Source organism: Falsiruegeria litorea R37 (genome assembly GCF_900172225.1).
Taxonomy (GTDB): Bacteria; Pseudomonadota; Alphaproteobacteria; order Rhodobacterales; family Rhodobacteraceae; genus Falsiruegeria; species Falsiruegeria litorea.
In genome coordinates, this window is sequence record NZ_FWFO01000008.1 from 19,634 (window position 1) to 44,705 (window position 25,072).

The window sequence follows — 25,072 nt, forward strand, 5'->3', positions numbered from 1 at the left end:
TGAAAGCAAATGTTTGTCGTCATCCGGCCTCCAGCACTTTGGACAGGAATTGTTGCAAGCGCTCGTTTTGGGGGTTGCCAAAAAGATCATCCGGCAGGCCCTGTTCCACCATGCGCCCGCCATCAAAGAAACAAACGCGATCGGACACCTCGCGGGCAAATCCCATCTGATGGGTGACCAGCAATATCGTGTAATTCCCTGACCGTGCCAGTTCACGGATCACCTCGAGCACTTCGCCCACCATTTCAGGGTCAAGCGCCGATGTCGGCTCGTCAAACAGCAGAACCTCGGGATGCATGGCCAGGGTCCGGGCGATGGCGACACGCTGTTGTTGGCCGCCCGACAGTTGGCTGGGATAGTGACCGGCTTTGTCCGCCAGCCCCACCATATCCAACAGGCGCATGGATTCCTCGGTTGCTTCGGCCTTGGTCTTGCCTTGCGTGTAGATCGGGCTTTCGTTGCAATTTTCCAGCGCGGTCATATGAGGAAACAGATTGAAGCTCTGAAACACCATTCCGATCTTGGACCGGATGCGCCGGATGTGCGCGGCCGAGGCATCAACCAATTCGCCGTTGGCTTGCATCCGGTTCAGTGGCTCGCCGTCCACATACATGGTGCCGCCCTGAATGGGTTCCAGCGTCATCAGCACCCGCAGTACCGTCGTCTTGCCCGATCCCGAAGGGCCGATGATCGACACCACTTCGCCTTTGTCGACCGTAAAGTCGAGGTCCTTGAGCACCTGGAGCGCGCCATAGGCCTTGAGGACCTTGTCAAATTGAATCATGGGCTGGGTCAATGCAGGATGCTCCTTTTGACATAGTTCTCGACCAGGCGTATCAGGAAGGCCGCGATCAGGCTCATCACCAGGAAAAAGATCCCGGCGACGGTTATTGCCTCGGTAAAGCGATAGTATTCGGCGCCGATCAGCTTCGACACCTGCATGATCTCAGCCACCGCAACAAAGGATAGCAGTGGCGTCTCTTTGAAGATCGCCACCAGATAGTTGCCAAGTGCCGGCACGATGGGCGGCAGCGATTGCGGAATGATCACATTCCGAAAGGTCCGGTAGGGCGACATGTTCAGCGCGATACATGCCTCCCACTGGCCTTTGGGCACGGCCTGAAAACCGGCACGGTAGACCTCGGCACACAGGGCCGAGTTATAAAGGCCAATCGCAACGATACCGGTGGTTAGTGGCGGTAGGGTGATCCCGACCTCGGGCAGTAAGAAGAACAGAAAGAAGATCAGCACCAGCAGCGGCGTGGCGCGAATGACCTCGATCAGTTCGGTGGCGGGGCGGCTGATCCATTTCGATCGATGCGTCTTGAGCAGCATCAGGATCAGGCCGCCGACCAGAGCAATGGCAAAGCTTGCCACCGTGGCCCAGACAGTGACGCCTGCGGCCTGCCACATCTTCGGCAGCACCACCTCAAAGGTAAAATCCCATCTCCAATCCATGGTCAGACCCTCTTGCTCAGGTGGCGGGTAAAGCGTTCTTCCAGGGCCTCGCCCCCAAAGCGCACGAATTGCGCCAGGCAGTAATACAGCAGCATCGTCAGCAGGAAGATTTCGACCGTGCGATAGTGCAGTTGGTTCTGTTGAACGGCAGCATAGGTGATGTCGACCAAGGTTACGGCAGACACCAGCGCGGTTGCCTTGATCAGCTCGATCACCAGGTTGCTCATGCCGGGGATCATGATCGCGACGGCCTGCGGTAACACGATCCGGGTCATCCGGCGATATGGGGACATGTTCAGCGCAATTGTTGCCTCGGTCTGGCCCTTGGGCACCGCACTGATCGCGCCACGCACGACCTCGGCCCCGTAGGCACCAAAGTTCAACCCGATGGCCGCGACACCGGCCACCATGGGCGACAGGGTCAGGCCGAATTCGGGCATGACAAAGAACATCCAGAACAGGATCACCAGCAGGGACGTGCCGCGAAACACCTCGACATAGATCGTGGAAATCCAGCGGATCGCGGTGTTTTTGCTGGCCCGTCCGATGCCCGAGATGACGGACATGAACAAAAAGAGCGCAATCGACAGGACCGAGACCTGAACCGTCACCACCGCCCCTTTTAGGATCGCGGGCAGGAACACTCGCAACTCGGAAAATGTGGCGGCTGACAGGCCCAACAAAAAAGCGATCAGCGCAGATACAATGGCGACGCGGTTCATGCGCGGGCCTTTGGGGTCAGAATCATGCCAATTCTCCCTGTTGATCGGCAGTCTGGTCAAAGGTTTCCAGCAAGCGCCCGAACCCTTGAATGTTTGTTTTTGCGCCTGCCAAAGACAGCAACCGCCAGACGATGGCTTGGTTACTGGTCACTGTTGGCAGCCCGGTGTCGCGTTCGATATCTGCGAGCACAGACAGCGATTGAAAGTCGGTGCAGGAAATGAATGTCGCATCCACGTTTCGGGGCAGAGCGGCAGTCGCCTGTCGGATTGCCTGTGGTGTCACGCGGCTGATGTCGGCCGACTCGACAATTCCAAAGTCATGGCGGTTCACGATTTCGAACCCATATGCCGCAAATGTGCGGGTCATCAGTTCTGCCAGCTCGGGCTCATAGGGGGTGATCAGGTTCAGGCGCCTGGCGTTCAACCGCTCAAAGGCCGCACAGGCGGATTGCACCGGATTGACCACCGCCGCCTTGGGCGAGGCCAGGTGGATGGCGTCAGCGATCTGATCGACCCCGATGGCGATGGTGCCAGAAGTGCAGCCAAAGACAACCGCATCCAGCGCGACCTCGGGGTTCAAAAGCCGGGTGGCATCCGTCAGAGTCGGCGCCATCTGGGCCAATTGTTCCAGCGAACAGTCCCCGCCATAGGCAATGCGCGTGGTAAAGGTCCATACGTCATCTGGCAGCAGGCGGCCGAGATCCCGTTCAATCACCTGATCATTGGCAAGCGCCAGTACGCCCACCCGGAAACCGCCGGGACTGTCGCCCAGAATTGTGTGGCCTGTCATATCGCATCCCTTTTCAACAGGCCGGGGTGGTGCCCCCGGCCTGTGATTCAGCTTAACCGTTACACAGGTCGCTTGTCGCGCGCGCCGGAAGCTCGCTCTTGTCCAGACCATGTGTTTCCATGATCGCAAGATGCGCGTCGGTGCCGATGAAGCCTGATAGAACTTCGTTGAATTTCTTCACGAATTCGGCCTCATCCTTGCGGAAAGCATAGGCCCCGTGCGGGCTGGCAGGTTTGCCGCCAACCTCGGCAAAGGGTTCCAGCATTTCGAAACCGGCCCCACCATCACTGCTCAACGCGATCCGCGCGCCAGGGGCGTCGATGGTAAAGGCGTCGGCACGGCCTGCGCGCACGGCGGCCAGGCCGGTCGGGTTGTCGGGAACCTGCATGATGTTGCCATCCTCGACCCCCACGCTCTTGGCCCAATCGACCTGTGCGGTGCCCGCGATGGCCGCCAGTTTGGCCCCGGACGAAGCAACGGCTTCATAGTTGCCACCCAACCCCTTTGGGTTGCCTTCCGGCACGATGATGGTGTTGCGGATGCCGAATGTCGGCTCAGAAAATGCAACCTCGGCGCAGCGTTTGGGTGTCACGAACATGGCGGCGGCAACGATGTCGAACCGATCAGCCTTGAGCCCCGGGATCAGATTGCCCCATTCAGTCGCTGTTTCGGACTGCACCTTTAGGCCCATTTCACCCAGAACATGGCGCAGGATTTCGACCTGCTCGCCCACAACGTCCCCATCGGAATTCACATAACCAAATGGCGCAAAGTTGTAGTAGGCGACCCGTAGGCCATCACCGGCCCCGCGCTCTTCGACGTTCTGCGCCATCGTGGCCACCGGCGTCGCAGCCAAGGCCAGAGCAGCGGTCATTTTCAGAACCGTACGGCGTAGCATATTCGTTTTCATTGCGTTCTCCCTGTTGAATTATTGCCCCGTGGCCCGCCGAGGGTGACGGGCCACGGAATTGGGTCAGGCTTCGACGATTGGAATGTCCCAATCGGCGACCGGAGCTGACAGCAGATCCGGTTCGCCTTCTGTAATGGCCCAATTGTCTTCAGCATTGATGAAGCCAAGGTGGTTCGAGAAGTTGGGGTTGCAGGCAAAGACGTTGCCCACCTCAAAGGTGACGTCCTCGAACGCGGCCAAAGACGGGTATTCTGTGGTCTCGATCCCGACACCATGGCCCACGCGACCGACGCCCATGGTCTGCAGACCACGTTCGGCCAGGTATTTGTCGACCACAGCCACCACATCGGCTGGCTTGTTGCCGGCGGTCAGCTGCATGTTGCAGTCGTGGCGCAGCTGCATGCTCCAATTGTAGAACTCTTTCAGCTCGGCCGATGGTTCACCAATAGATGCTGTCCGCGCCAGGTCGGACCAATAACCTCTATAGCTGACGCCAACGTCAAACCCCAGCGTTTCACCCTTTTGGATCACACGGTCGGTGGGCAGCAGCACGATGCCCTTTTCATTGGCCCCCGACAGCACGCACAAAAGCGAGATCTTTTCGGCCCCGTTGGCGATCAGGTTTTCGCGCAGGATCTGCGCCACCTCGTTTTCGGTCATGCCTGCGCGCACCTGGGTGAAGGTCTTGCGCTGTGCTTCGGCCGAGATGATTGAAGCCCGGCGCAAGTATTCGATCTCTTGCGGGGACTTCACATTGCGCACTTTCAGGATGATGTCGGCGGCGTCTACGAAGCTAGCTTCGGGCAGGCCTTGCATCACTTCTTGCAGGCCAAGATACGAGATGCCCAGGTACTGTTCCCGGCCAAGTTCGCAGCCGATTTTGGCCTTGGACAGGCCCAGATCCTTGAGCACACCGATGATGAACTCGGGGTGGCCCATCAGGCCACCGGTGGTGCGGATGTCGCTGATGAACGAGGTCTGTTCGACCTGCGCCACCTCGAACGGCATGGTGATGAGTGTCGGATCCCCGTCCTTTGGGATGATCACCATATATGACCGGATCTTGTCCACCGCGCACTGCTCGGACCGGTGGCCCGAGTAGTACTGATAGTTCAGCCGCTCGGTGATGAGCATTGCATCCAGGTTTTGTTCGGCCATCAGCGCGCGTGTCTTTGCGTAACGCTGATCGAATTCCTCGCGTGAAAAGTCTGCGTATTGGGGTGCCATGAGAGCCCTGTAATTCTGAGTTGACGTGTCATGGATACTAGATAATATATTAAATCGTGCAAGACAAATTTTCGGGGAGGTTCTCAATGAAGGTGTTTTCGGACGCATCGGTGGCAGAGGCATTGCCGTGGCAGGCGTTGATCGCCGATCTGCGCCAGGCCTTTGCGCAAGGCGTGTCACAGCCCCTGCGCACGGCGCACACGATCCCGGTTCCGGGAGAGCCGGATGCCACGTTCCTGGCCATGCCCGCGTGGGAGGAAGGCGGTAAACTTGCCGTGAAAATCCTGTTCATAGCGCCCGGAAACACGGGCCGAAACCTGCCTGCCGTGAATGCATCGGTGATGGTGTTTGACGCCGTGACCGGTCAGGCCGAAGCCGCAATGGAAGGCGCTGAATTGACCGCGCGTCGGACGGCGGCAACATCGGCTCTGGCTGCGGATTTGATGGCGCGGCGGGACGCCAAATCGCTGCTGATCGTTGGGGCAGGGACCATCGCCTCGAACCTGATTCCCGCCCACATGGCGGTGCGCGATTACGACAGAATCACCATCTGGGCCCGAAAGCCTGAGCAGGCGCAGGCGCTAGCGGGTCGTTTCGGCGATGCGGTGTCGGTCGCCGCTGATCTGGACGCTGCTGTGGCGGACGCGGATGTAATCGCGGCTGCCACCTTGACCAACGATCCGTTGATCAAGGGTGCGCTGTTGAAAGAGGGCGTGCATCTGGATCTGGTGGGGGGCTTCACCACCGATATGCGCGAAGCCGACAGCGACGCGATGAAGCGCGCCGCCGGTGGCATCATCGTCGATACCTATGATGGCGCGATGGCCGAAGCGGGCGACATCACCCAGCCCTTGGCCGAAGGCGCGATCACCCGCGTCGACATCGCCGGTGACATGGCCGAGTTGTGCCGGGGCGAGGCGCAACCGCGCCAGTCCGATACGCAAATAACTGTTTTCAAATCCGTGGGGGCCGCGATCGAAGATTTCGTGGCGGCGCGCATGGTTGCTTCATCTCAAACCTGACTGGAAAAACAATGACAGAGTTCAGATTTGCACGCCGATCTGCCATTTTGGGCAAATCGGTCTTTGACCACGCGCCGGGGACCATCGCGCTCAACTCAGGGGCGGCCTACCCGCCCTGCCTGCCGGATGTGGTCCGCGAAGCCACCGAGGCCGTCGGCCCCCTTCGCGAAGAGGCGATGCAATATGCGCCGCTGATGGGTCTTGACGACCTGCGCGACGAGATCTGCAATTTCGTGGCCGAGGACGGCATCAAAGCCAACCGCGAGAACGTGCTGGTGACCTATGGGTCGAAAAGCGCCTTTGACCTGGCGCTGCGCACTTTTTGCGAACCCGGCGACACGGTCATCGTGACCCGCCCCACCTATATGACGGCCGTGCATATCATGCGCACACACAACGTGCGTTTTCTGGACATCGGCCAGGATGAACAAGGGTTTGATGCCGAAGAGTTGGCCCGCAAGCTGGCGATCATGGAAAACAACGCCGAACAAATGCCCAAGCTGCTGTTTGACGTGCCTGATTTCCACAACCCCACGGGCGTCACCACGTCGCTTGCGCGCCGCAAGCGGATGCTGGAACTGGCGCAGCGCTATAACTTTGTGATCTGCGAAGACGATCCCTATCGCCGCATCCGGTTCGAGGGCGAGGTAATCCCCTCGATCAAATCCATGGATACAACCGGCCATGTGATCAGCCTGGGCACCGTGTCCAAGATCCTGGCCCCCGGCCTGCGTGTCGGTTGGGCCATCGGTGATGCGGGCGTGATCCGGCGCATGGCGATGCAAAAGGCCGATGGTGGGTCCAACGCATTCGCACAGCGGATCGTGGTGCAGTTGATGCGGTCCAACAAGATGGCCAAGCACATCGACGAGATGATCCATCACATGCGCATCCACCGCGATGAAATGATCGCGGCCTTTGCCGAGCATCTGCCCGAGGCCGAGATCCGCGCGCCCCAAGGCGGTTATTTCCTGTGGGCCAAACTGCCCGAAGAATCAGATGCCGAGCGGCTGGTGGAACTGGGCATCGAAGAAGGGGTCGAGATCTCATCGGGGCGGCTGAGCTTTCCCAACGATGATCCCGGCAACTTCATCCGCATGGCCTACAGCTTCATCGAAGTGGACGACATCAAAGACGGAATTGCCAAGCTGGGCGTCGCCTGGCGCAAGCTCCAAACCCAAGCTCAAGCGGCCTAAAGAGAAGGAAACCCCTCATGCCTTGCCCAAAAGTAAGCCTCGCCCCGTCGTGTGAAATCGACCTGGACGCCGAAGGCAAGCACCACGGTTACGTGCGCATTCAGTTCAGCTCGGACAGGTCGGCCTATGGCTGGTTGCCGATGCCGATCATGTCGATCAAGAACGGCGACGGTCCCGTCGCGGTTGTGATCGGGGCCAACCACGGTGACGAATACGAAGGTGTCTCGATCACCAATGGTCTGTACCAGGAACTGGACCCTTCCGACATCAAGGGGCAGATCATCTTTCTGCCTGCCGCCAACGCGCCCGCCTTCTATGCCGGTCGTCGCACTTCGCCGCTCGACTGGACCGGCGAGGCCAACCTGAACCGGGTCTTCCCCGGCAATCAGTACGGGTCGCCCACCGAAATGATCGCCTGGTACATCACCAATCACATCGTGCCGCGTGGGGATGCGTTCTTTGATCTGCATTCGGCCGGCAAATCTATCGACCATCACCCCTCGGTCAAGATCCGCCTGATGAACGATCCGGCCAAGGATGCGATGCAAATGAAGTTCCTCGAGCTTTTCGGCGCGCCCTTGGGTATCGTCGGTGATCGGGTGCATGAGACCACGTTGTCGGGGGAGATCCTGCCACTGGACAAGATCTATCTGTCCACCGAACTGGGTGGTGCGGGCAAAATCCGCCCCTGGATTCGCGATTTTGCCTGGAATGGCATGAAACGCTGCCTGCGCGAATTGGGGGTTCTGCAAACGGACGAGGTTCTGCCTGAGCCCGAGCACAAGGTTGCGCTTAAGGCGATGCAGACTGGCGACCACTACATCTTTGCCCGCAAGGATGGGATGTTCGAGCCGCGCGTGAACCTGGGTGATGTGGTCGAGGACGGGCAGTTCGCGGGCTACATCTGGAACCTGAAAGAGCCGTGGGAGAAACCCGAAGAGCTCTATTTCAACAAGGGCGGCGTGGTCTTTTGCAAACGCACCCCGGCGCTGTGTGAAATCGGCGATACGCTGTTCTTCACGCTCAGCGATCATGAAGGATAGCACCTTCGAATACGAGGCCAGGCATCGCTCCTCTTCCCAGCCTGGCCTTGAAGGGCGCGCAACACGGTTGCGCGCCTCCAACACATACCCCCGGACATTTTCCTTTCTGTTGCTGCCCGGCGCCTCGATGTTGAGCTTTACCGCCGCGATCGAGCCGCTCCGGATGGCGCGAAAGCTGGACACAAAGGCCGCCTATAGCTGGCAGGCGGTGTCATTGGATGGGGAGCCGGTTGCCTTTTCCAATGGCATGTTCATGACCGTGGACGGTGCATTGGACGCGACGCGTCCGGTTGATTTCGCCCTGATCGCGGCGGGCGGGGCAGTTGGTAGAGACATGCAAAAACAAGCCGCTCAATGGATCAGGTCCAGACACCGACATGGCGCCTGCGTGGGGTCGGTCGGGGGAGGGGCCGAGGTCTTGGCCCAAACCGGACTGCTTACAGACCGTGATTTCACCCTTCACTGGGAGGACCGCCCAGGCTTTGTTGAACGTTTTCCGCTGCTGTCCCCCAAAGAGCGCCTGTTTTGTTGGGACCGCGACATGTTCACCTGCGCGGGCGGGGCCGCGGCCACCGACATGATGCTGCACCTGATCGCGCAGGATTTTGGTCGCGGGTTTTCGCTCGCGGTCGCTGACTTGTGTGTCCACTACGGCCAGCGCAGCGGGCAGGAGCGCCCGCAAAGTTCGATCTCGGCTACGTTGGGGTCACGCAACCCGCATCTGATAATGGCTGCCCGACTCATGTCTGAAAACCTGGAAGAGCCGATCCGGCTGGATGTACTGGCCGATTTGGCCGGCGTATCCCGGCGACAGATGGAGCGGCTCTTTCGTTCGCACACAGACAGATCGCCCGCAGAATACTATAGAGATTTGCGACTGGGGCTTGGTCGGCAATTGCTGCGCGATACAGATGACCGGATCATAGACATCGCGACCGCTTGCGGGTTTTCCAACGCAACCACGTTCTCGCGCAGTTTCCAAAGGAAATTCGGGGTCGGCCCCGTGCAATCGACAGGGGCGCGCGCATGACGGTTCATTCTGTGCGAAAGGCGTCTTCAGGGGGCATCACTCTGGGTCTTGCACCCAACACATTCAGCGACTGGTCCGGGTTGATGCGGGTGATGCGGGCGGCATTTGCCCAGAACGTCGGCCGGATCGATCCACCCAGCACGGTCTTTTCCAGCTCGGAACAGGATTTGCAGGACAGCGCAAAACGCGAAAGCCTGCTGCTGGTGTACAGGGGGCCCTCTTTGATCGGCTGCCTGTTTCTGCGATCCACACAGGACGAGCTGTTTCTGCGCCGGTTCGGAATACTACCTGCGGAACAAGGGGCTGGATTGGCTCGGCGCGTGTTGGTCGCAGCCGAGGAGCTCGCCCGGCAAAAAGGCTTGCACCGCCTGGCACTTGAGACGCGGGTAGAACTGCGCAGCAACCAGGCAAAGTTCCAGGCGCTTGGCTTTCAGATCACCGGTGGACGCGCCCACGAGGGATACGACCGTGTGACAACGCTGCGGATGGAAAAAGACCTGCACTCTGCCCGCCAGCGTGAATTTCGACACAGTCGTGGCTAACAGCAAACTCTGAGTTCAACACAGCCATTTTGCCAGCTTGGCCCCCCCCTTGAGCAATCCGTCAGGTGCAGTTCAGATTGGGCATTAGGTTTGACCAATGCGCCGCCATCAATTGCGAGACATCCTTTTGCTGAAGATGAATCAGATCTTTCGGAAACAGGTCCACGCCGATGGAGCGCATCAACCGCAGGACATCCGAGTAATACTGCGCTTGCGTTTCCTCATAGGTGATTTGCGCATTGATCGCTCTGACCTGATATTCGAATTGATTCAACTCATCTCGAATATCAAAAACTGTTCTCTGTTCTTGAATGTCCGAGATCTCTATCCAAAGGGACCGGCGTTCACGCTCTAGATTGACATTTGATCTCGACAGGCTGGCTTGAACCTGCGCGATACGAACCTGTTCGATCACTGCAACTGCGACGGTAAGTTCTTCGACCTCTCGCAACGCTTCTCGGGTCGCGTTCTGTCTACGAATGTTGGGCACTTGCAGGATGTTGATCAGGTTATAGGTCAAGGTTTCCGTCAATTCGATATATGTGTTGTTGTTCAAAGAGCTTTCGCTGTCGTATTCCAGATTGGCCGCCAGCGAGAAATCGGGCAGAAGTCGCGCCATTGCGCGATAAGCATCGAGTCTGCCGTTTCTGTTGCCATAGATACCTTGTCGAACCTCAGGTCGGTTGAGCAAGGCGAGGCGTTCCAATTTTTCGGTTTTCTGACAACTGACATTCCCCGGTAAATAGGTGGAAACGCTTTCGGAAAACTTCAACTGGTTTGGGTCGACCAGAACCAGGGCAGCCAATCGTGCTCGGTCGGCCAACAGTTCGGATTGCCAACCGTGCAATGCGGACTTCAGCTCGATGATCCGGGTTTTGAACAACAGTGCGTCCAAGGGATCGATCAGATCCTCTTGACCGTATTGATCCGCGGTGGCCGTGCTGTCCTGAATTCGGTTCAGGACAGCTTGGATGTTGCCCAGTTGGCGATCCGCGATAGCTGCCCTCATATACAGTTCTGCTGTTTCGGCGACAATTTCATTTGCCGTCCGGCGCCGTTCCTCTTCTAGGATCAGGTTGGCATTTGCCTGTTGTTTGGCGCGAATGTATGCCTGACCAAGGCCCAGAACAGACCAATTGACTGACAAGGATCGCGCCTTGCGCCGCCGATCCGGAGGCGTGATGTCATTGATATCGCCCCCGTCGTTGTTGCGGTTGGAATTGCGCAGCCGCGTATCTGCATTCGGGCTGGTACGCAGGATCAACTCTTGTAGTGACAGTTCCGCAAGCTCCGCTGCCAGTTGGCCCTGCCGGATATCAAGGTTGGCCAAAACGGCGCGGCTGAGGACATCATGAAAACCCAGTTTGACGTTTCCTGCGGGTACACTTGCGAAAGCTGCGTGATGCAGGCGGTCCGCATTTGACTGCAACTCTTCTGACGTCAGAAGCTTGGGTTCGATACTGCAGGATGCAAGCAGCAAGAAGCTGCCGGCAGCCAACAGTTTCGATCCAAAGCGAAAAGGGCTTTTGGCTCGATGGTATCTCATGGCTCGATAAAACTCTGCGAAAGGGTTCTCAGGATCGGGTAGGTCAAGAAGGACAAGATTGTCCTTTCATCGGTTTTGATGTTGGCCTCCAACGTCATGCCAGGTTGCAGAACAAAGCCCGGTGGCATTTCACGCAGTTGTATGTCTTCGATTTTGGCCCAACTGCGAAAAACCATTTCTTGTGCCCCGGTGAAGCTTTCGCGTTCGACATCCGGGCTGATCAACGTGACGCTTCCATGCATCACGCCGTGTTTGGTGAAGGGCAGCGCATCCAGCTTCAAAATAACTGCTGCGCCGGGATCAACGCGCGCTATGTCGGGCAGGCTTACATCGAACACGGCGCGCAGTTCGCTGTTGGCCGGTATCAACTCCAAAAGAGACTCGCCTGCCTGAACCAAAGTGCCCTCTGCCTTGTTTGTTCTAGAGACGACGACGCCTTCGAACGGGGCTTTGAGGTATATGAACTCATTACTTTGCACCGCTTTTCGATGATGGTTTCTCAGGTCATCATATTTACGGTGCGCCTCAACCATCTGCTGCCTGAGCGAGCTTTCGCGCTCGATCAGATAGGCATTGATTGCGGTCTGAATCTGCTCGTTGCGGCGACGCAACGAAGATATCTCATGTCTGGCGCTGATCAGAACGCGCTGACTGCTGACTGAAACGGCCGCCGCTTCAAGGTATTCCAGGCGCTTGGGGCCGTCGCGCTGAAATCGTTCCTGTTCCTTTTTGAACAGGTCCTCGCGCACATTCGCCAATTGATCCATCAACTCATAGTGTTCTTGAAGAACCGGCAGTTCGCGCTCTTTTTCTGCGATCTGCGAGGCCAATTCTTCGGCTTGTTCCAAAAGACGCGACAACGACACTTCGTGTAGCTGCATGTTTGCCAAGTACGCGGAATTTTCGAGCTGGTGTACGTCATGGTTGTGTGAAAATCGGGCTGGTGTTTCGCCGAATATTTCGGCCTCAAGGCGCAAAATCTCGGCCTCGACTTTAAGCAGGTCGTGTTCGAGCTTTTGTATGTCCACCTCGGACGACTCATTCCTGACCGTGATCAGGGTTTCGCCCTTTTTTACGACATCACCAATGTTGACTCGCAAGTCGACAACGTAGCCCGAGTTAAAGGCATGAATGGTTGATCGGGGTTGAGCAGTCTCAACAATGCCCCGAGCGATGACTTGAGTATCAACCTTGGCGATGGACAGCCAAACCCCTGTACAGGCGACTGCCAGCAACAACAGCCAAACCGCAAATCTCCGGGTCCATGGATTAGTTTCGCGCAGCAGTCGTTCATGTTCGGGAATAAAGTTTTCGACCAGTTTATCTGCTTTCTTCTCCTGAGACATGTCTAGACACCTATGATTTTCTGCTGATATTCAGAGGCTTGTGTGAAGATTGAAAGCGGTGTGCGGATGCCCAAAGGGTTCCGTAGGGTTCGCATCGCTGCATCAAAACGTCATGGGTTGCAAAATCTGCAACCTCGCCTTCGTGCATCACCAGGACGTAATCCATCATCAACATCGTCGGCATCCGATGGGAAATGTTGACGATTGTTTGACGCCCCCGGTTTTCTAGAATTCGGGAAAGAACTTGTTCTTCCATGTGCGCGTCAATCGCGCTCATGGCTTCGTCCAGAAGCATCAACTTTGAAGGCCGCAGAAGCGCGCGCGCAATACAAATTCTCTGCTTCTGACCGCCAGAAAGGTTAGACGCGTGTTCTTCAAGGACCGTGTCATAACGGTCTGGCAAAGTACGAATGAACTCATGCGCCTGCGCTATCTGGGCGACTTCAATAATTTCGGTCCGTTCCGCATGGCGATGACCGGCAGCGATGTTTTCGGCGATCGTTCCCTTAAACAGGAAATTGTCCTGCGAGACGGTGGCCAGTGATCGTCTTAGGTACTGCAGGTCGTATTCGCGGATGTTGAAGCCATCGATACGAACGTAACCGCTTTGCGGCAGGTCAAACCCTTGCAATAGTTTAGCCAGCGTACTTTTTCCGGACCCGCTTTGCCCGACAACCCCGACGACAGACCCCGGAGGAATGCGAAAGCTGACGTTCTTTAGAACCGGTGGCAGGCCTTCGGCATAGGAATAGTTTACATCTTCCATGGTGATTTCGCCGCTAATTGGAGGTGTCACGCCACCTTTGCGCAACCGTTCAGGTGCTCGATTGAGAACTGAGCCCAACATTTTCACCGATATGGCGGTTTCCTGATACTTGCTGGTGAGTCCGGCCAGTTGCACCAGTGGTCCGGCAATCCGGCCCGACAGAATGTTAAAGGCGATCAGCGTGCCGATTGTCATCTCACCAGCCAGAACAAACTGTGCACCCAGCCAGATGATCGTGAGTTGCATAAGTTTTTGGAGAAACCCGCTGGTTTCTTGCAAAAACCCATTTAGAGTCGCGACGGATTTTTGCCGCAGTACCGCCTCGCTGGTCTTTTGCATCCACTTCTGGCGTTGTTCCTCTTCCAACGCCAAGCTCTTGATTGTCCCGATGCCCATAACCGTTTCGACGATCATCGCCTGGCGCTCGCTTTCGGTATGATAAAGTGCGGTCAGGTGTCGACGGTGTGGGCGAAGTGCCAGTAAGACCTGGGTCATCATGATTGCGGAAAAAGCCAGGACCAAGACAGTCAAGGAAGAGCTGAGAAGGAACAGAACTGGCAAGATCAGGACCACCGCCGATAGCTCGATCAACGTGGCCAGCAACCGGCCTGTCACGAATTCGCGAATTGCGCTGGCCTCTTGTATCTTTTTGGCAAGGGTTCCCGTCGCAGACCCCTCGAAATAGCTGACAGGAAGGTCCAGCAGACGTTTCGAAGAGAGCTTGGCCATCAGTATGTCCAGCTTGACCGTGACATTCACCAGCATGAGTGTGCGCAGGTATCCCAGCAGACCGGCAATACCGATCGCAGCCACAGCGAACATGAAAAGGGTGTGAAGCGTAGAATAACCTTCGTAGCCGATGACCTTGTCAAAAACGATCATCGTGAAAATGGCCGTCACAAAGCCGACAACGTGAATGAAAACTGAAATCAATCCGATTTCGGCAAAAACGCCTTTGAATTTGCCGGCCTCCGAGAAGATCCAACGTAGGTCAAAGGGCGCGTAGGGGGTTTTGTCATCTGTGCCCAGACGCAGCAAGATAACGGTTCCATCCCACCGTTTGCGGAATTCCTTTTCTGGTATGCGCAACAGTTCCAGCGAGTCCGCCAGCGGATCTTGCACGAGGGCGATCAACCCGCCTTTGGTGCTTTGGGGATCTGGAACAAGGCCAGACAGAATGACATATTCACCGTTCTTGAGGTGAATGATGAACGGCATCGTGCGGCTCATGCGGCGTAAGGACGACCAGTTTATGGACGAGATTTCGACATCCAGATAGTTGGCTTCGGCGGCCAATTGGATATCCCGTGCCGTGCACTCCTTTCCACTGATCGGGGCGTGTTGACGAACAATCGCGTCGCGTGAGATTTCGGTTCCCAGGAAACGGGCGACCAACACCAGGCATTCCAACCCCGAGCTGGTCTGTGAGTTAGCAATGTTTTCAAAGTCTTTCATGGTGCAGCCATGCGTTCCACACACCGCGAGCGGGGGATGTGTTGATTAAACTGGGGAGATGTCGGCACTGCGACCTATGCGTCGCAGTGCCGGAGCCAATGACCGCTATTCCGTGAGTGGTAGGTACATTTGGCTCGGTAAAAGCGGGATGGGTGTCAGAGGCGTGTCGACACAAGGCCAAGACCAGCCTCCGAAGCCATCCAACCGCCTAAGCGTCAAAATTCGGAGAGTTGTTTTGCAGTGGCTCGCTGGACACGGCTACATTCTCTTCTTTGCCGTTCGGGTTGTTTCGCTGGATTACGCCACGAGACTCCATTTCCTTGAACATGCGATCAAAAACCTCGTAGGCGCGCAGGAAACCCTGGGGCGAAAGGACGAGACGCAGATTTTCTTCAACAGGGGGCGATTCCGGGTCTGCGCTCGGATCAACCCCGAACGAGAAACAATCGATACGCATATTGCTGTTGATCATCGCAATATTCGAAATTCCGTCGATGTAGACTTGTTGGGCTTCACTCACTTTTGGTTTCCTCCGTTCGAGTGGTTCTGTATCTGATCTGCGGCGACTGCTTCCCCTGCTTCCTCCAAAGCAGCGACCGCAATCTTTCACAGCAAAAATTTGACTGGGTGTCATTTTCGATGGCAGCAATTCTAAGGATCACGTTTCATTGAGTCCCTAAGTGCGTCGCTTGACCTCGATTGGCCTGTTATTTTATTCTCCTTATAGTTGACGTCAGTCGTCATGTTTCGTGCAAATTAATCTCCTCACGTATTTTGTGAGGGATTAACCTATGTTCCGCAGAAGGTGCCATTTTAGACACCTTTCCGCTCATTCGAGATATTATGATTTAATGGTAAGATTCTAAATTTTGAAAATCGGATATTGAGAGGTAAATGTGTTTTCTTTCCCTTACTCTCGGTGTCCTATTCGCCGACCTGGCGTTTTTCATCTTTGATCTGCGCTTCATTGAACTGGATGTGATGTAGCGTTGATCATGGGTAGTGATACTAATTTAACCTTTTGAGTATTCCAAGGTCAAATGATGTGGGCGATCTTGGTGTGGGGGAAATGATCAAACATAGATCGTAAAATTGTCATATGTTGTTACTTGATCTGTATTTATCATTTAATATCAATAACTAAAGATTGAAATATTTTCACACTTCAAGCAGTCATCTAAAGTTTGGACTTAGGGTACCTATCAACTGGTCCTATTTCAGCGGGTTAATACAACACCTACGTCCCGTGATGTTTGAGATAAACTCCTCTGAGAAAAAATTCAGCTCAAAAAACTATCCTCGACACACAGAGATGTTAGCGCATGGTAACAATTTTTAGTTATCTCTTGGGGGTAAATGAACACTGAAAGCCCGGACCCATTGCCTGGATAGCAGATAGACACAGGTTCCGCCCTGTGAAACAGCAATTTCCCGATGAAATTTACCTTACCTCAGGTACCTAAATGATCGCAAAATCGCGATTCGCAACTCATTCCGCTAGGGGAGAATTCAAGCTGTTTGGGTTTTTACTTGCCTGCGCTCTTCGCGCCGCCTCGATCCATAATAGCGGGTGACACGTTTTGATTGTCCGGTGTCCATTCCAATTCGGTGAAGCTTGGCGTAGGAAACCGAATGAAACAGCTCTTTGTCGAGATGCGATATGATTTCTCGAACACGTCCATAAGGAGCCATGAAATCCATAAACCACAGAAGCTCTCCGCAGTTCCATTCATGTGGTTTGATGTCGTCGGGATCATCCATAAGCCGCGCATCAACCTCTTCATTCACCCAAGCCCAGGTGACAAAAGAGAGAGGCGTGTTTTCTCCTTGCATGAATAGACGGCCTTGTCCGATCGACAACGGATAGAACAAACGGCGTTCAAGCTGCCTGTATCGCATACCGCTGTGAAGCCGGGACTGAGAGACCAGAAAACAGATCTGCCCAATCTGTCTCATCCGCTCTGGATTTGGCGTGTTCTGATCCGGTTTAATGTTCAATCCAGTGTGTTCCTGTCTACTGGCCTGATGCGGCTCATTTTTATGTTAGATCGGCGCAGACATTCCATTCTGCGCCGATCACTTTCACTGCTCGGGTTTTTGACTATGTTGCGCTTGTCGCCGAATTGTCAGTTTTATTGGCGAACACACCATCAACGGCGGTTTTGGCATCGTAGATCGTGTCGTACACCTCGGCCACGACCGCAAATTCACCTGTAGAGAGTTCGCGACCTGTCTCTGAAGTTTCGGCGTCCGCGGCTTCAACCGTGTTCAGCCAATTGAGCGTTTCCTGCAGTCCTTGAGCCAGCACACTCGCACTATTGAATTCTGTGTGCTGCGAAGGTTCGGTCGATGCCAGATTTGCCTTCAGTTCTGCAAATGTGAAACTCGACGTGCTGTCATGATCCTCGAGGTGGAAGACATCGTTGTCACCAAGACCGTTCTGCAGGATCTTGCCGACTGACGCGCCGTTCACGACGATATCAATCGTTGCATCCGAGTTGCTGAGTTTGAGATTGTCTATTGTAAGCTCTGTCGTCAGGTCGGTTCTGGCCGTTTCGATGTAAATCGAGTTGACTTCGTCGCCCCTAATGATGTCTTCCAAGCTCGATTCACCATTCAGCCCCTCGTTCAAACCGGACACATTGAACCTCTGGCTGTCCAGTTCACCAAGGATATCGGTTCCCAGGTGCTCGCCAATGACCATCTCGCCGCTGCCAATCGTGTAGATATAGCTGTCGTCACCGGTTTGACCCAATGCTACCGTCCGGCCAAAGCCCGAGAAAAAGACATCTTCTCCGGCACCGCCCTGACTTACGACACCCGTACCATTGACTAGGAACTGTGATGGCCCCTTGAAGGTTTCAGCGCCAAGCAGCGATGAAACCTGCACGAGCGCACTGATAACGCCACTGATGGCATCACCAAGAATGGTTATCCCTGCTTCGGCATAGACCTCAAGCGTGCCAAGACCGAAGTTGAGGAAGTTGTCGTTGCCAGCCCCACCCGAGGTAAAGCCGTAGCCGGCGCTCAGGAACGTATCGTTGCCGTCATTGCCGAAAGTGGCAAATCCAACACCCATGTCGATCAGGTAATCATCACCCAGACCACCTGTGGTAAAGCTGCCAGCGCCAAAGTTGACAAGGGCATCATCACCATCACCCAGTGATGTCGCGTTGAACACGCCGCCGGTAATGACCAGATCATCGCCGCCTCCGGCGATGATCTGGTTGGCCAGACCGAGGGTAAAGATGCTGTCCGTACCACCCCCGGCGTCAACCCGGTTCGCCGCGCCAAGCGTAAAGATGATATCACTTCCGTTGGCCTGGCCTGTGGCATCGCCCAGAACTTCGTTTTTGACACCGGCAATGACGCCAAAGTCGGAACCGGTTCCCAATTTGACTTCGTTCTCGAAGCCAAGCGCCACGATGATGTCATCTGCGGCCTGCCCGGAAATGTCATTCTTGTAACCGATAGCAAACGCAGTGTCGTTTCCATACCCAAGCTTAAGCTTGTTTTCCTGACCTGCTGACAAAACAACGTCGCTGCCCGAGAAGGTATTGAACGCCGAGTATTCGTTCTTTTTGCCCAGCAGGACCGCGGCGTTGTCCCCCGCACTTGTGACGTTGTTCTCTTCACCAATAGCGATGAGGAAGTCAGTGCCACCACGAGACGCCAGACGGTTGGACTTACCAACCGCCAAGGCGACGTTGTTGCCGGTGCCCAGAATGCCCAGGTTGGTTTCGCCGGCAAGGATCGCGATGTCGTCTTCGCTGCCCCCATAGAACACGTTCTTTTTACCGACCAACACAGCGGCATCGTCCCCGCGCCCAGTGTAGACGTGGTTCTCCTCGCCCACGGCCACCGCGATATCGCCATAAACCGTTTCGGTATCCCCGGTGCCATTATAGTCCGGGTTCAAGGCGATAATGGATTCCTCGGATTCCACGATCTGCGATTGCAGGAGAGAGAATTCGTGACTGTAGTCGCCAATTCTTTCGTCCCACTGAATGCCCGCAATATTCGGAATGTTCAGCGCGGGAATCGTATAGCTCAGCGCATCCAGCTTGACCTGATCCGCTGGCACATGCTCGGCCAGATCGAAATCAGGAACTTTCAGGTCTTCGCTCGGGATATCGAACTCTGGCACCTGCAGCCCGAACAGTTCCCGACCTGACAGCGCGGTCTCAATCGCCTCGACCCCTGACAGGTCCAGCCCGTTCAGGTGAAACTCTGGCAAGGTCAAATCAGGCAGGCTGAGTGTTGGCATCTCAATCAGAGACACGTCACTCTTGTAGACATCGACACCTTTGATTTCGGTCGTCGAGGTGCTGCCGGATTGAGCCTCTACGCTGATGGAACCACCCTCTTCTGCGCGGAAGCGGAAGGTTTCCGTTTCTTCCTTGTTTGCGGTCTTTGGATCGATCCTGCCGATCTCCTGTTTGCCGCGTTCATCCGTGTAATAGACGATGATGTCGTCCGCCTCGGTTCCCGTAACGTTGGATGCAAGATAGGAAACCTGAACCTCATAGGTTTTGTCGTTGGTCAGGTCCAAGGCAACGCCGGTTTGCGTGCCGTTGATCGACAGCGTGTTATGCGTTGCATCCGGTGTGCCCGAGAACGGAACAGCGACGGATCCTTCGATCGATCCGGACACGACATCGCCCGCCTGCACTTCGACCGAGAAGTCATATTCCACGCCGGTCCGGTCGATGTTGAGCTCATCCTGCGAGTCCAGCGACGAGTCGAGCAAATTATAGTTGCCCTGTGTCGCCGAGGTGAAGGACGCGGAGTCCTGCTCATCAGCGCTGGCTTGTGCGCTGATGTCTACGGACCCATCCGCATCGCCAACACCAAAGTTGGTTTCCGCCAGGGTGTACCCTTCGACACCATAGTCTTCGCCTTCTTGCCAGAAGGTCAGATCGGTCTCGGTTCCAAAAAGCGTACCTGCGTTGCCATCCGAGCTGTTGGCGCCCAGGAAGTCACGACCAAACGAGTTGGCAGCACCAAAGTGGTTGTTGCTGATATTCGTTTCCTGCGTGATCTGAACCCCGGCCTGATCAACCTGAATGTTGAAGGCCGTGATGTCGGGGATGGAAATCGACGGGAAGGACTGACCCGGCAGCTGAAGCTCTGGGGTCGAGATTGTCGGCAATGCAATCTCGGGCAGGCCATAGTTACCAAGTTCGCCGTACTTGTAGTCTGGCGCGCCCTTCAGTTCCGGAATGGACGGGATCGGAATGTCATACTGGTCCAGGGTCAGTGTCGGGAACGCGTAATCCGGGACATCCGGGTCCGAGAACTCGATATCCGGGAAGAAGGCGGACACATCGGCAAACGGTCCCGCTTGGATCGAGCCGCCATTGCCATCTTCCAGCTTGAGGTCGGTGACCGGGTTGAAGTTATCCTCGCCAACCAAGCTGGCGATTTGGGTTGTGCTGAACTCCAGCTCGTTGTCGGTCACGATAAAGTTGAACTTACCAGCCGCCAGAACCAGATCGTTGCCGGTGCCGCCAAAGACGACGTTGGTTTTCCCGACCACACCGACGATGTCATCGCCCGAGCCAGAGAACACGATGTTGTTTTCACCGATCGCCAGACCGATGTCACGACCGCCTTCATAGAGGGCAAAGTTGTGCTTGCCGACCAACAACGAAATGTCGTCGCCAGCACCGGCCGCGAGGAAGTTGTACTCGCCGCCCAGAATGGCGATGTCATGGTCGTTGCCTGTCAGGGCTGCGTTGTAGCGCCCGATCAGGATGACATTGTCGCGCCCAGCTCCAGTGATGGCAACGTTGCCTGTTGGCAGCTCGACACCGGTGATGGCCTGAATGATAAGGCTGACGGTTGGAATAGCGATCGAAACAACCGTATCGTCACCGGTTCCTGTCAGAACAAAGTTGCGCTCGCCGCCAATGAAGATCCGGTTTTCACCGCCCCCGTAGAAGCCGATGTTGTCGGTTCCCAGCTGGAACGACACATCGTCACCCGCGCCTGTCATCGCAAAGTTGAGCAACCCGCCCAGAACCAGGAAGTTGTCGCCGTCGCCAGCGTTGACAAAGTTGCCTGCGCCAAGACCAACAAAGAAGTCGTCCCCGCTGGCACCTTGAATGACGTTGGTTTTACCCACCGCAATCGCAAAGTTGTTTCCACCACCCAACAGCAGGAAGTTCTGAGTACCAAAGACGATGACGTCATCAACACCACCAGCGCCGATAATGACGTTCCCGATAAGGCCGGTTACGTTGTTGACCCCCGGTGGCACAAAGAAGCTAGGCGCAAATCCGGTCACCCGGTTAAAGCCGTCACCCAGAATGAAGATGTTGTCATCCCCGATGAAATGAACCTCGTCATTGCCATTGCCGCCCCAAACAGCGTTCTGGGCTCCGATGAGTTGCAGTTTGTTGTTGCCGTCGCCAGCAACCACACCGTTCGCAAGGCCATAAGCCACGATGTAGTCATCGCCCGAACCGGCCTGGATGATGTTCGCGCCACCATATGATTTAACGACATTGTCGCCTTCGCCAGCGATGATGACGTTGCCTAGATTGCCCAAACCACTCAGTACGTTGGTGAAGGCAGACCCAAGGTTTTCTTCGCCGTAGATGGTTCCATCGTCGGTGCCGAACGCACCCCGGACAAAGTCGTCTTCGCTGTTGTTTGCGGCAGCAACGGCAGCCGCAGTGCCAATGCCCAGCAAGCTGCCTGCTCGAATGCGGTCGTCGCCATCGCCAGAAACAACAAGGTTGCCAGACCCATATGCCTCGATCTCGTTGCCAGGAACGACAACATCCTTTTGGCCCTGCAATTCCGCAATCACCAATGGCCCGTCGTGAATGGCTTTGATCTGAGCTTCAGACAGGACTTGATCGTAGACAGCAAAGTCAGAGATCTGACCGTCAAATGCCGCATCATTGTCCCAGTTGCTGCGACCAACATAGTTATTGGCCCGAACGCGTTCGGCAACATCGCCATGCAGCTCAGTAGTGCCAGCAAGCTCACCATCGAGATAAAGCCGCAATTCACCCGCTTGATCATCAACTACCGCGGCAAAGTCAAATTCTTCACCCTGTTGAATGACGTTCGACGCAGTGAGTGCCGTATAGCCAACACCACTTTCGCTGAATTGGAACGTTAGATTGTTTGTAGTTCCTTGGCGGGCGAGAAGGATGTTTCCTCCTTCAATGTCGGTATTCGTGGTCCGGTTCCCGCCAAAGTCGAAGATACGCTCATAGCTGTTGTTGCCGTCGAACCGCGCCTTTCCGGTAATCGTAAGTTGGCCGCCTGTAGTGGTATTGTAGAGATTATTGTGCGTCCCATCACTAAAGCTCCGCGCGCCGTCATACCCACCAATGGGTTCCGCGCCGTTCAGAACATTTATCGAATTGGTCGCGACGTTCCCGCGCAACGCTTGCGCTTCATCCAGCGTCACGGCTTCGTTGAAGACTTGGAAGTTTTGTACCGAACCCTGGAAGTCTTCATCATTGTCCCAATTGCTTCGACCGACATAGTTGTTGGCGCGAATGCGTTCAGAAATTTCAGCGTTTACGGTGGTCGAGCCTGCAAGCTCGCCATTCAGGTAGAGGCGCAATTCATTTTCTTGATCGTCGACAACAGCGGCAAAGTCGAACGCAGTCCCTTGTTCAATGAAGTCTGTGATTCGGATTTCGTGATCGCCAGCAGTGGGGTCACTGAACATGAACACCAGGTCGTTGCTGGTACCGCCACGCGCAAGTAGGAAATTGCCTCCGTCCGTGTCGGTATTGCTTGTGCGGTTCCCGCCGAAATCGAAGATCCGCTCCCAACTGTTGTTGCCATCAAACTGGGCCGTACCTGCGATGGTCATCTGACCACCGGATACAAAATTGCCAAGATCCGCATAGGCGCCAGATCCGTCAAAAACTGCTTGGCTTTCCGCCAGCAATCCAACAGGGGCCTGACCTTCTGCCAACAGCTCGGCTACAACTGAAGGACCAGAAGCAAGTTCGCCACGCAGCGATTGGGCCTGTGTCAGATCGGCAGCTTCGTTCAGAACTTGGAAGTTTTGAATTGATCCTTCGAACGCCTCATCTGGGTCCCAGTTGCTGCGACCAACATAGTTGTTGGCGCGCACACGTTCGGACACATCGCCATGCAGCGTTTCTGATCCTGCAAGTTCACCATTGAGGTAAAGGCGGAGTTCATTTGCTTGATCGTCGATTACAGCCGAAAAATCAAATTCGGTGCCTTGCTCAATGTAGTCTGAGATCGTGATCTTCGTGCTGCCAGCGCCGCCTTCGTTAAACTCAAACCTAAGATCGTTTGTGTTGCCGACACGGGTAAAAAGGATGTTGCCACCTTCGGTATCTGTGTTGGTTGTTCGGTTGCCGCCGAAGTCAAATACCCGTTCCCAATTGTTAACGCCGTCGAACCGGGCCGTCCCAGCAATGGTCATCTGACCGCCAGAGGTGAAATCGCCCAGATCGGAGTACTCGCCGCTGCCATCGTATTCCGTTGCAATCGCAGCAGAGTGAATAGTATTCTCTGGCGCGCGCAGTGCGATGACTTCCTGTACGCGCACATTGTCGATCAGGCCGCCAAAGCCGGGGTTGTCACCGATCGCACGCAGTTCGAGGCGCGATGTGTCACCTACGTCTCCGGAAATACGGAACGTGTATGTTGTCCAGTCTGTACCGTTGTTGAGGGTCCCCAGACGCTCACCGGCCCAATAAACTTCGACGGCCTGATGTTCGGGGTTGGATGCGCTTCTTAGCCGGTAATCAATGGCTACTTCGTAAACGCTGTTTTGGCGTGTGCCAATGTCTTGATAAATTGCTGTGTTTTCGCCGTTTGCAGCGAGTTCAATAAATGTACGACCTGAGGAGGTTTCAACACCACCTACGCCGTCTGTCTGGAATTCGGTCAACAAGCTTTGAGCTACAGTCCAGCCATCAGGCGTTCCGAAGGAGGCGGATCCCGCAGCTCGCGCATGCGCACCGGCTTCGAAGCTGCCGTTAGCGACCAGATTTGCACCCAGATCGTCGATGGTCGGCACGTGGCGTTGCGTGTTGTCGGTAACGCCGCCATTGCCGGTCATGATGATGTTGGCACCACCCGCAGCATAGATCTTGTTGCGACCGTCGCCCGCCAATACGATGTTCAGACCGCCCAAAGCGTCGATGTCGTTGTTGCCGTTGCCGGTCAGAACAATGTTTGCGCCGCCATAGGCATCGATGAAGTTGTTGCCGTGGCCAGACAGGATGGTGTTCGATCCACCATAGGATCCGATTACGTTATCGCCAAAGCCAGCCTGCACCACATTCAGCGCGCCGCCGACCGTGACGTTGTTATGACCATGGCCAGCGGACACGATGTTAACGCCCCCAAATGCTGTAATCCGGTCATTGCCGTTGCCGCTGTCGATGGACTGCCCGCCAACACCTATCGAGTAGATCGAGTCATTGCCCGAACCGGTTGTCGCATTAACGCCAAAGCCGCGTGCATCAACGATGTTATCGCCGTCGCCCGCATTGATGCTGGCACCGAGAACCTTGACAAAAATGGTGTCGTCGCCGCTTCCGACATCGACCGATCCACCCAGGGCGCGCAGATCGACATAGTTGTCGCCATCACCCAGATTCAGCAGACCGACGCCCACGCCAACATAGGCGTAATCATCGCCGGAACCCGCTGTCAGCGAGGCACCTGCCGCCTGGATGTCAAAGAGGTTTTCACCAGATCCGGCATTCACGGTCGCACCTACAGCGCGCACCCGGATTGTGTCGTCACCGCCATTGGTGTTGATGCTGGCCCCAAGTGCATCAATGTTGACGGTATCATCGCCATCTCCCACCGACACAGCCGCAACAGCTCCTGTGAAATTGACGGTGTTGTCGCCGTGCCCCAGCGAGACGGAACCACCTGCACCGGCAAAAATGTTCGCGACGTCATTGCCGCTGCCTGCAGAAATATTTGCACCCGCGGCGCGTACGTTGATCGTGTTGTTACCTTCCCGGGCATTGATGTTCACACCGATGACATTT

17 protein-coding genes are annotated in these 25,072 nt (G+C 55.7%); 5 read left to right on the forward strand and 12 right to left on the reverse strand.

All coding sequences use genetic code 11. The features are described 5' to 3' along the window. Positions 1 to 19: 19 nt before the first annotated feature. The 6 genes from ehuA to TRL7639_RS21925 all read right to left on the reverse strand — a co-directional run bounded on the left by ehuA (position 20) and on the right by TRL7639_RS21925 (position 5,107). On the reverse strand, positions 20 to 784 hold the full coding sequence (gene ehuA / locus TRL7639_RS21900) for an ectoine/hydroxyectoine ABC transporter ATP-binding protein EhuA (protein WP_085798047.1): 765 nt from the start codon (positions 782 to 784) through the stop codon (positions 20 to 22). An 8-nt stretch (positions 785 to 792) separates the two neighbouring features. Then, positions 793 to 1,458 (reverse strand): ectoine/hydroxyectoine ABC transporter permease subunit EhuD, encoded by a 666-nt coding sequence (ehuD, locus tag TRL7639_RS21905; protein ID WP_085798048.1) that lies wholly within the window; start codon positions 1,456 to 1,458, stop codon positions 793 to 795. Positions 1,459 to 1,460: 2 nt separating this feature from the next. Next, entirely contained in the window at positions 1,461 to 2,180 is a 720-nt protein-coding gene (ehuC, locus tag TRL7639_RS21910; RefSeq protein ID WP_085798049.1) for an ectoine/hydroxyectoine ABC transporter permease subunit EhuC, read from the reverse strand. A gap of 22 nt (positions 2,181 to 2,202) precedes the next feature. Further along, positions 2,203 to 2,970, reverse strand: a complete 768-nt coding sequence (locus tag TRL7639_RS21915) for a maleate cis-trans isomerase family protein (protein ID WP_165759883.1) — start codon at positions 2,968 to 2,970, stop codon at positions 2,203 to 2,205. Between the two features lie 52 nt (positions 2,971 to 3,022). Further along, positions 3,023 to 3,880: an ectoine/hydroxyectoine ABC transporter substrate-binding protein EhuB gene (gene ehuB, locus TRL7639_RS21920; RefSeq protein ID WP_085798051.1), complete on the reverse strand. Its 858-nt coding sequence runs from the start codon at positions 3,878 to 3,880 to the stop codon at positions 3,023 to 3,025. Between the two features lie 63 nt (positions 3,881 to 3,943). Continuing rightward, entirely contained in the window at positions 3,944 to 5,107 is a 1,164-nt protein-coding gene (locus tag TRL7639_RS21925) for a M24 family metallopeptidase (RefSeq protein WP_165759884.1), read from the reverse strand. Positions 5,108 to 5,193: 86 nt separating this feature from the next. Here TRL7639_RS21925 and lhpI point away from each other — a divergent pair, with 86 nt between their 5' ends. The 5 genes from lhpI to TRL7639_RS21950 are packed head-to-tail and all read left to right on the forward strand — an operon-like array spanning position 5,194 to position 9,940. Then, positions 5,194 to 6,129 (forward strand): bifunctional Delta(1)-pyrroline-2-carboxylate/Delta(1)-piperideine-2-carboxylate reductase, encoded by a 936-nt coding sequence (lhpI, locus tag TRL7639_RS21930; protein ID WP_085798053.1) that lies wholly within the window; start codon positions 5,194 to 5,196, stop codon positions 6,127 to 6,129. Between the two features lie 11 nt (positions 6,130 to 6,140). Continuing rightward, entirely contained in the window at positions 6,141 to 7,325 is a 1,185-nt protein-coding gene (locus TRL7639_RS21935) for an aminotransferase-like domain-containing protein (protein ID WP_085798054.1), read from the forward strand. A gap of 17 nt (positions 7,326 to 7,342) precedes the next feature. Next, a complete protein-coding gene (locus TRL7639_RS21940; RefSeq protein WP_085798055.1) occupies positions 7,343 to 8,368 on the forward strand; it encodes a succinylglutamate desuccinylase/aspartoacylase family protein in 1,026 nt (341 codons plus the stop codon). Next, positions 8,358 to 9,398 carry a GlxA family transcriptional regulator gene (locus TRL7639_RS21945; RefSeq protein ID WP_085798056.1) on the forward strand — a complete coding sequence of 347 codons (1,041 nt, stop codon included), beginning with the start codon at positions 8,358 to 8,360 and terminating at the stop codon, positions 9,396 to 9,398. Before TRL7639_RS21940 ends, TRL7639_RS21945 begins: the two co-directional genes overlap by 11 nt. Next, on the forward strand, positions 9,395 to 9,940 hold the full coding sequence (locus TRL7639_RS21950) for a GNAT family N-acetyltransferase (protein WP_085798057.1): 546 nt from the start codon (positions 9,395 to 9,397) through the stop codon (positions 9,938 to 9,940). Before TRL7639_RS21945 ends, TRL7639_RS21950 begins: the two co-directional genes overlap by 4 nt. Positions 9,941 to 10,001: 61 nt before the next feature. On the opposite strand, the gene TRL7639_RS21955 is transcribed toward TRL7639_RS21950, so the two are convergent. From TRL7639_RS21955 to TRL7639_RS21980, 6 genes are all read right to left on the reverse strand, one after another. Beyond that, positions 10,002 to 11,486 (reverse strand): TolC family protein, encoded by a 1,485-nt coding sequence (locus tag TRL7639_RS21955; RefSeq protein WP_085798058.1) that lies wholly within the window; start codon positions 11,484 to 11,486, stop codon positions 10,002 to 10,004. Further along, entirely contained in the window at positions 11,483 to 12,832 is a 1,350-nt protein-coding gene (locus tag TRL7639_RS21960) for an HlyD family type I secretion periplasmic adaptor subunit (RefSeq protein ID WP_085798059.1), read from the reverse strand. The genes TRL7639_RS21955 and TRL7639_RS21960 overlap by 4 nt, the downstream gene beginning before the upstream one ends. A 10-nt stretch (positions 12,833 to 12,842) precedes the next feature. Continuing rightward, entirely contained in the window at positions 12,843 to 15,053 is a 2,211-nt protein-coding gene (locus tag TRL7639_RS21965) for a peptidase domain-containing ABC transporter (protein WP_085798060.1), read from the reverse strand. 208 nt (positions 15,054 to 15,261) lie between these two features. Further along, on the reverse strand, positions 15,262 to 15,573 hold the full coding sequence (locus tag TRL7639_RS21970) for a hypothetical protein (RefSeq protein ID WP_085798061.1): 312 nt from the start codon (positions 15,571 to 15,573) through the stop codon (positions 15,262 to 15,264). Between the two features lie 989 nt (positions 15,574 to 16,562). Next, entirely contained in the window at positions 16,563 to 17,051 is a 489-nt protein-coding gene (locus TRL7639_RS21975) for a toxin-activating lysine-acyltransferase (RefSeq protein ID WP_133057692.1), read from the reverse strand. A gap of 103 nt (positions 17,052 to 17,154) precedes the next feature. Further along, the gene (locus TRL7639_RS21980) at positions 17,155 to 25,059 is read right to left on the reverse strand and encodes a beta strand repeat-containing protein (RefSeq protein ID WP_165759885.1); all 7,905 of its coding nucleotides are present in this window, start codon (positions 25,057 to 25,059) and stop codon (positions 17,155 to 17,157) included. Positions 25,060 to 25,072 lie beyond the last annotated feature (13 nt).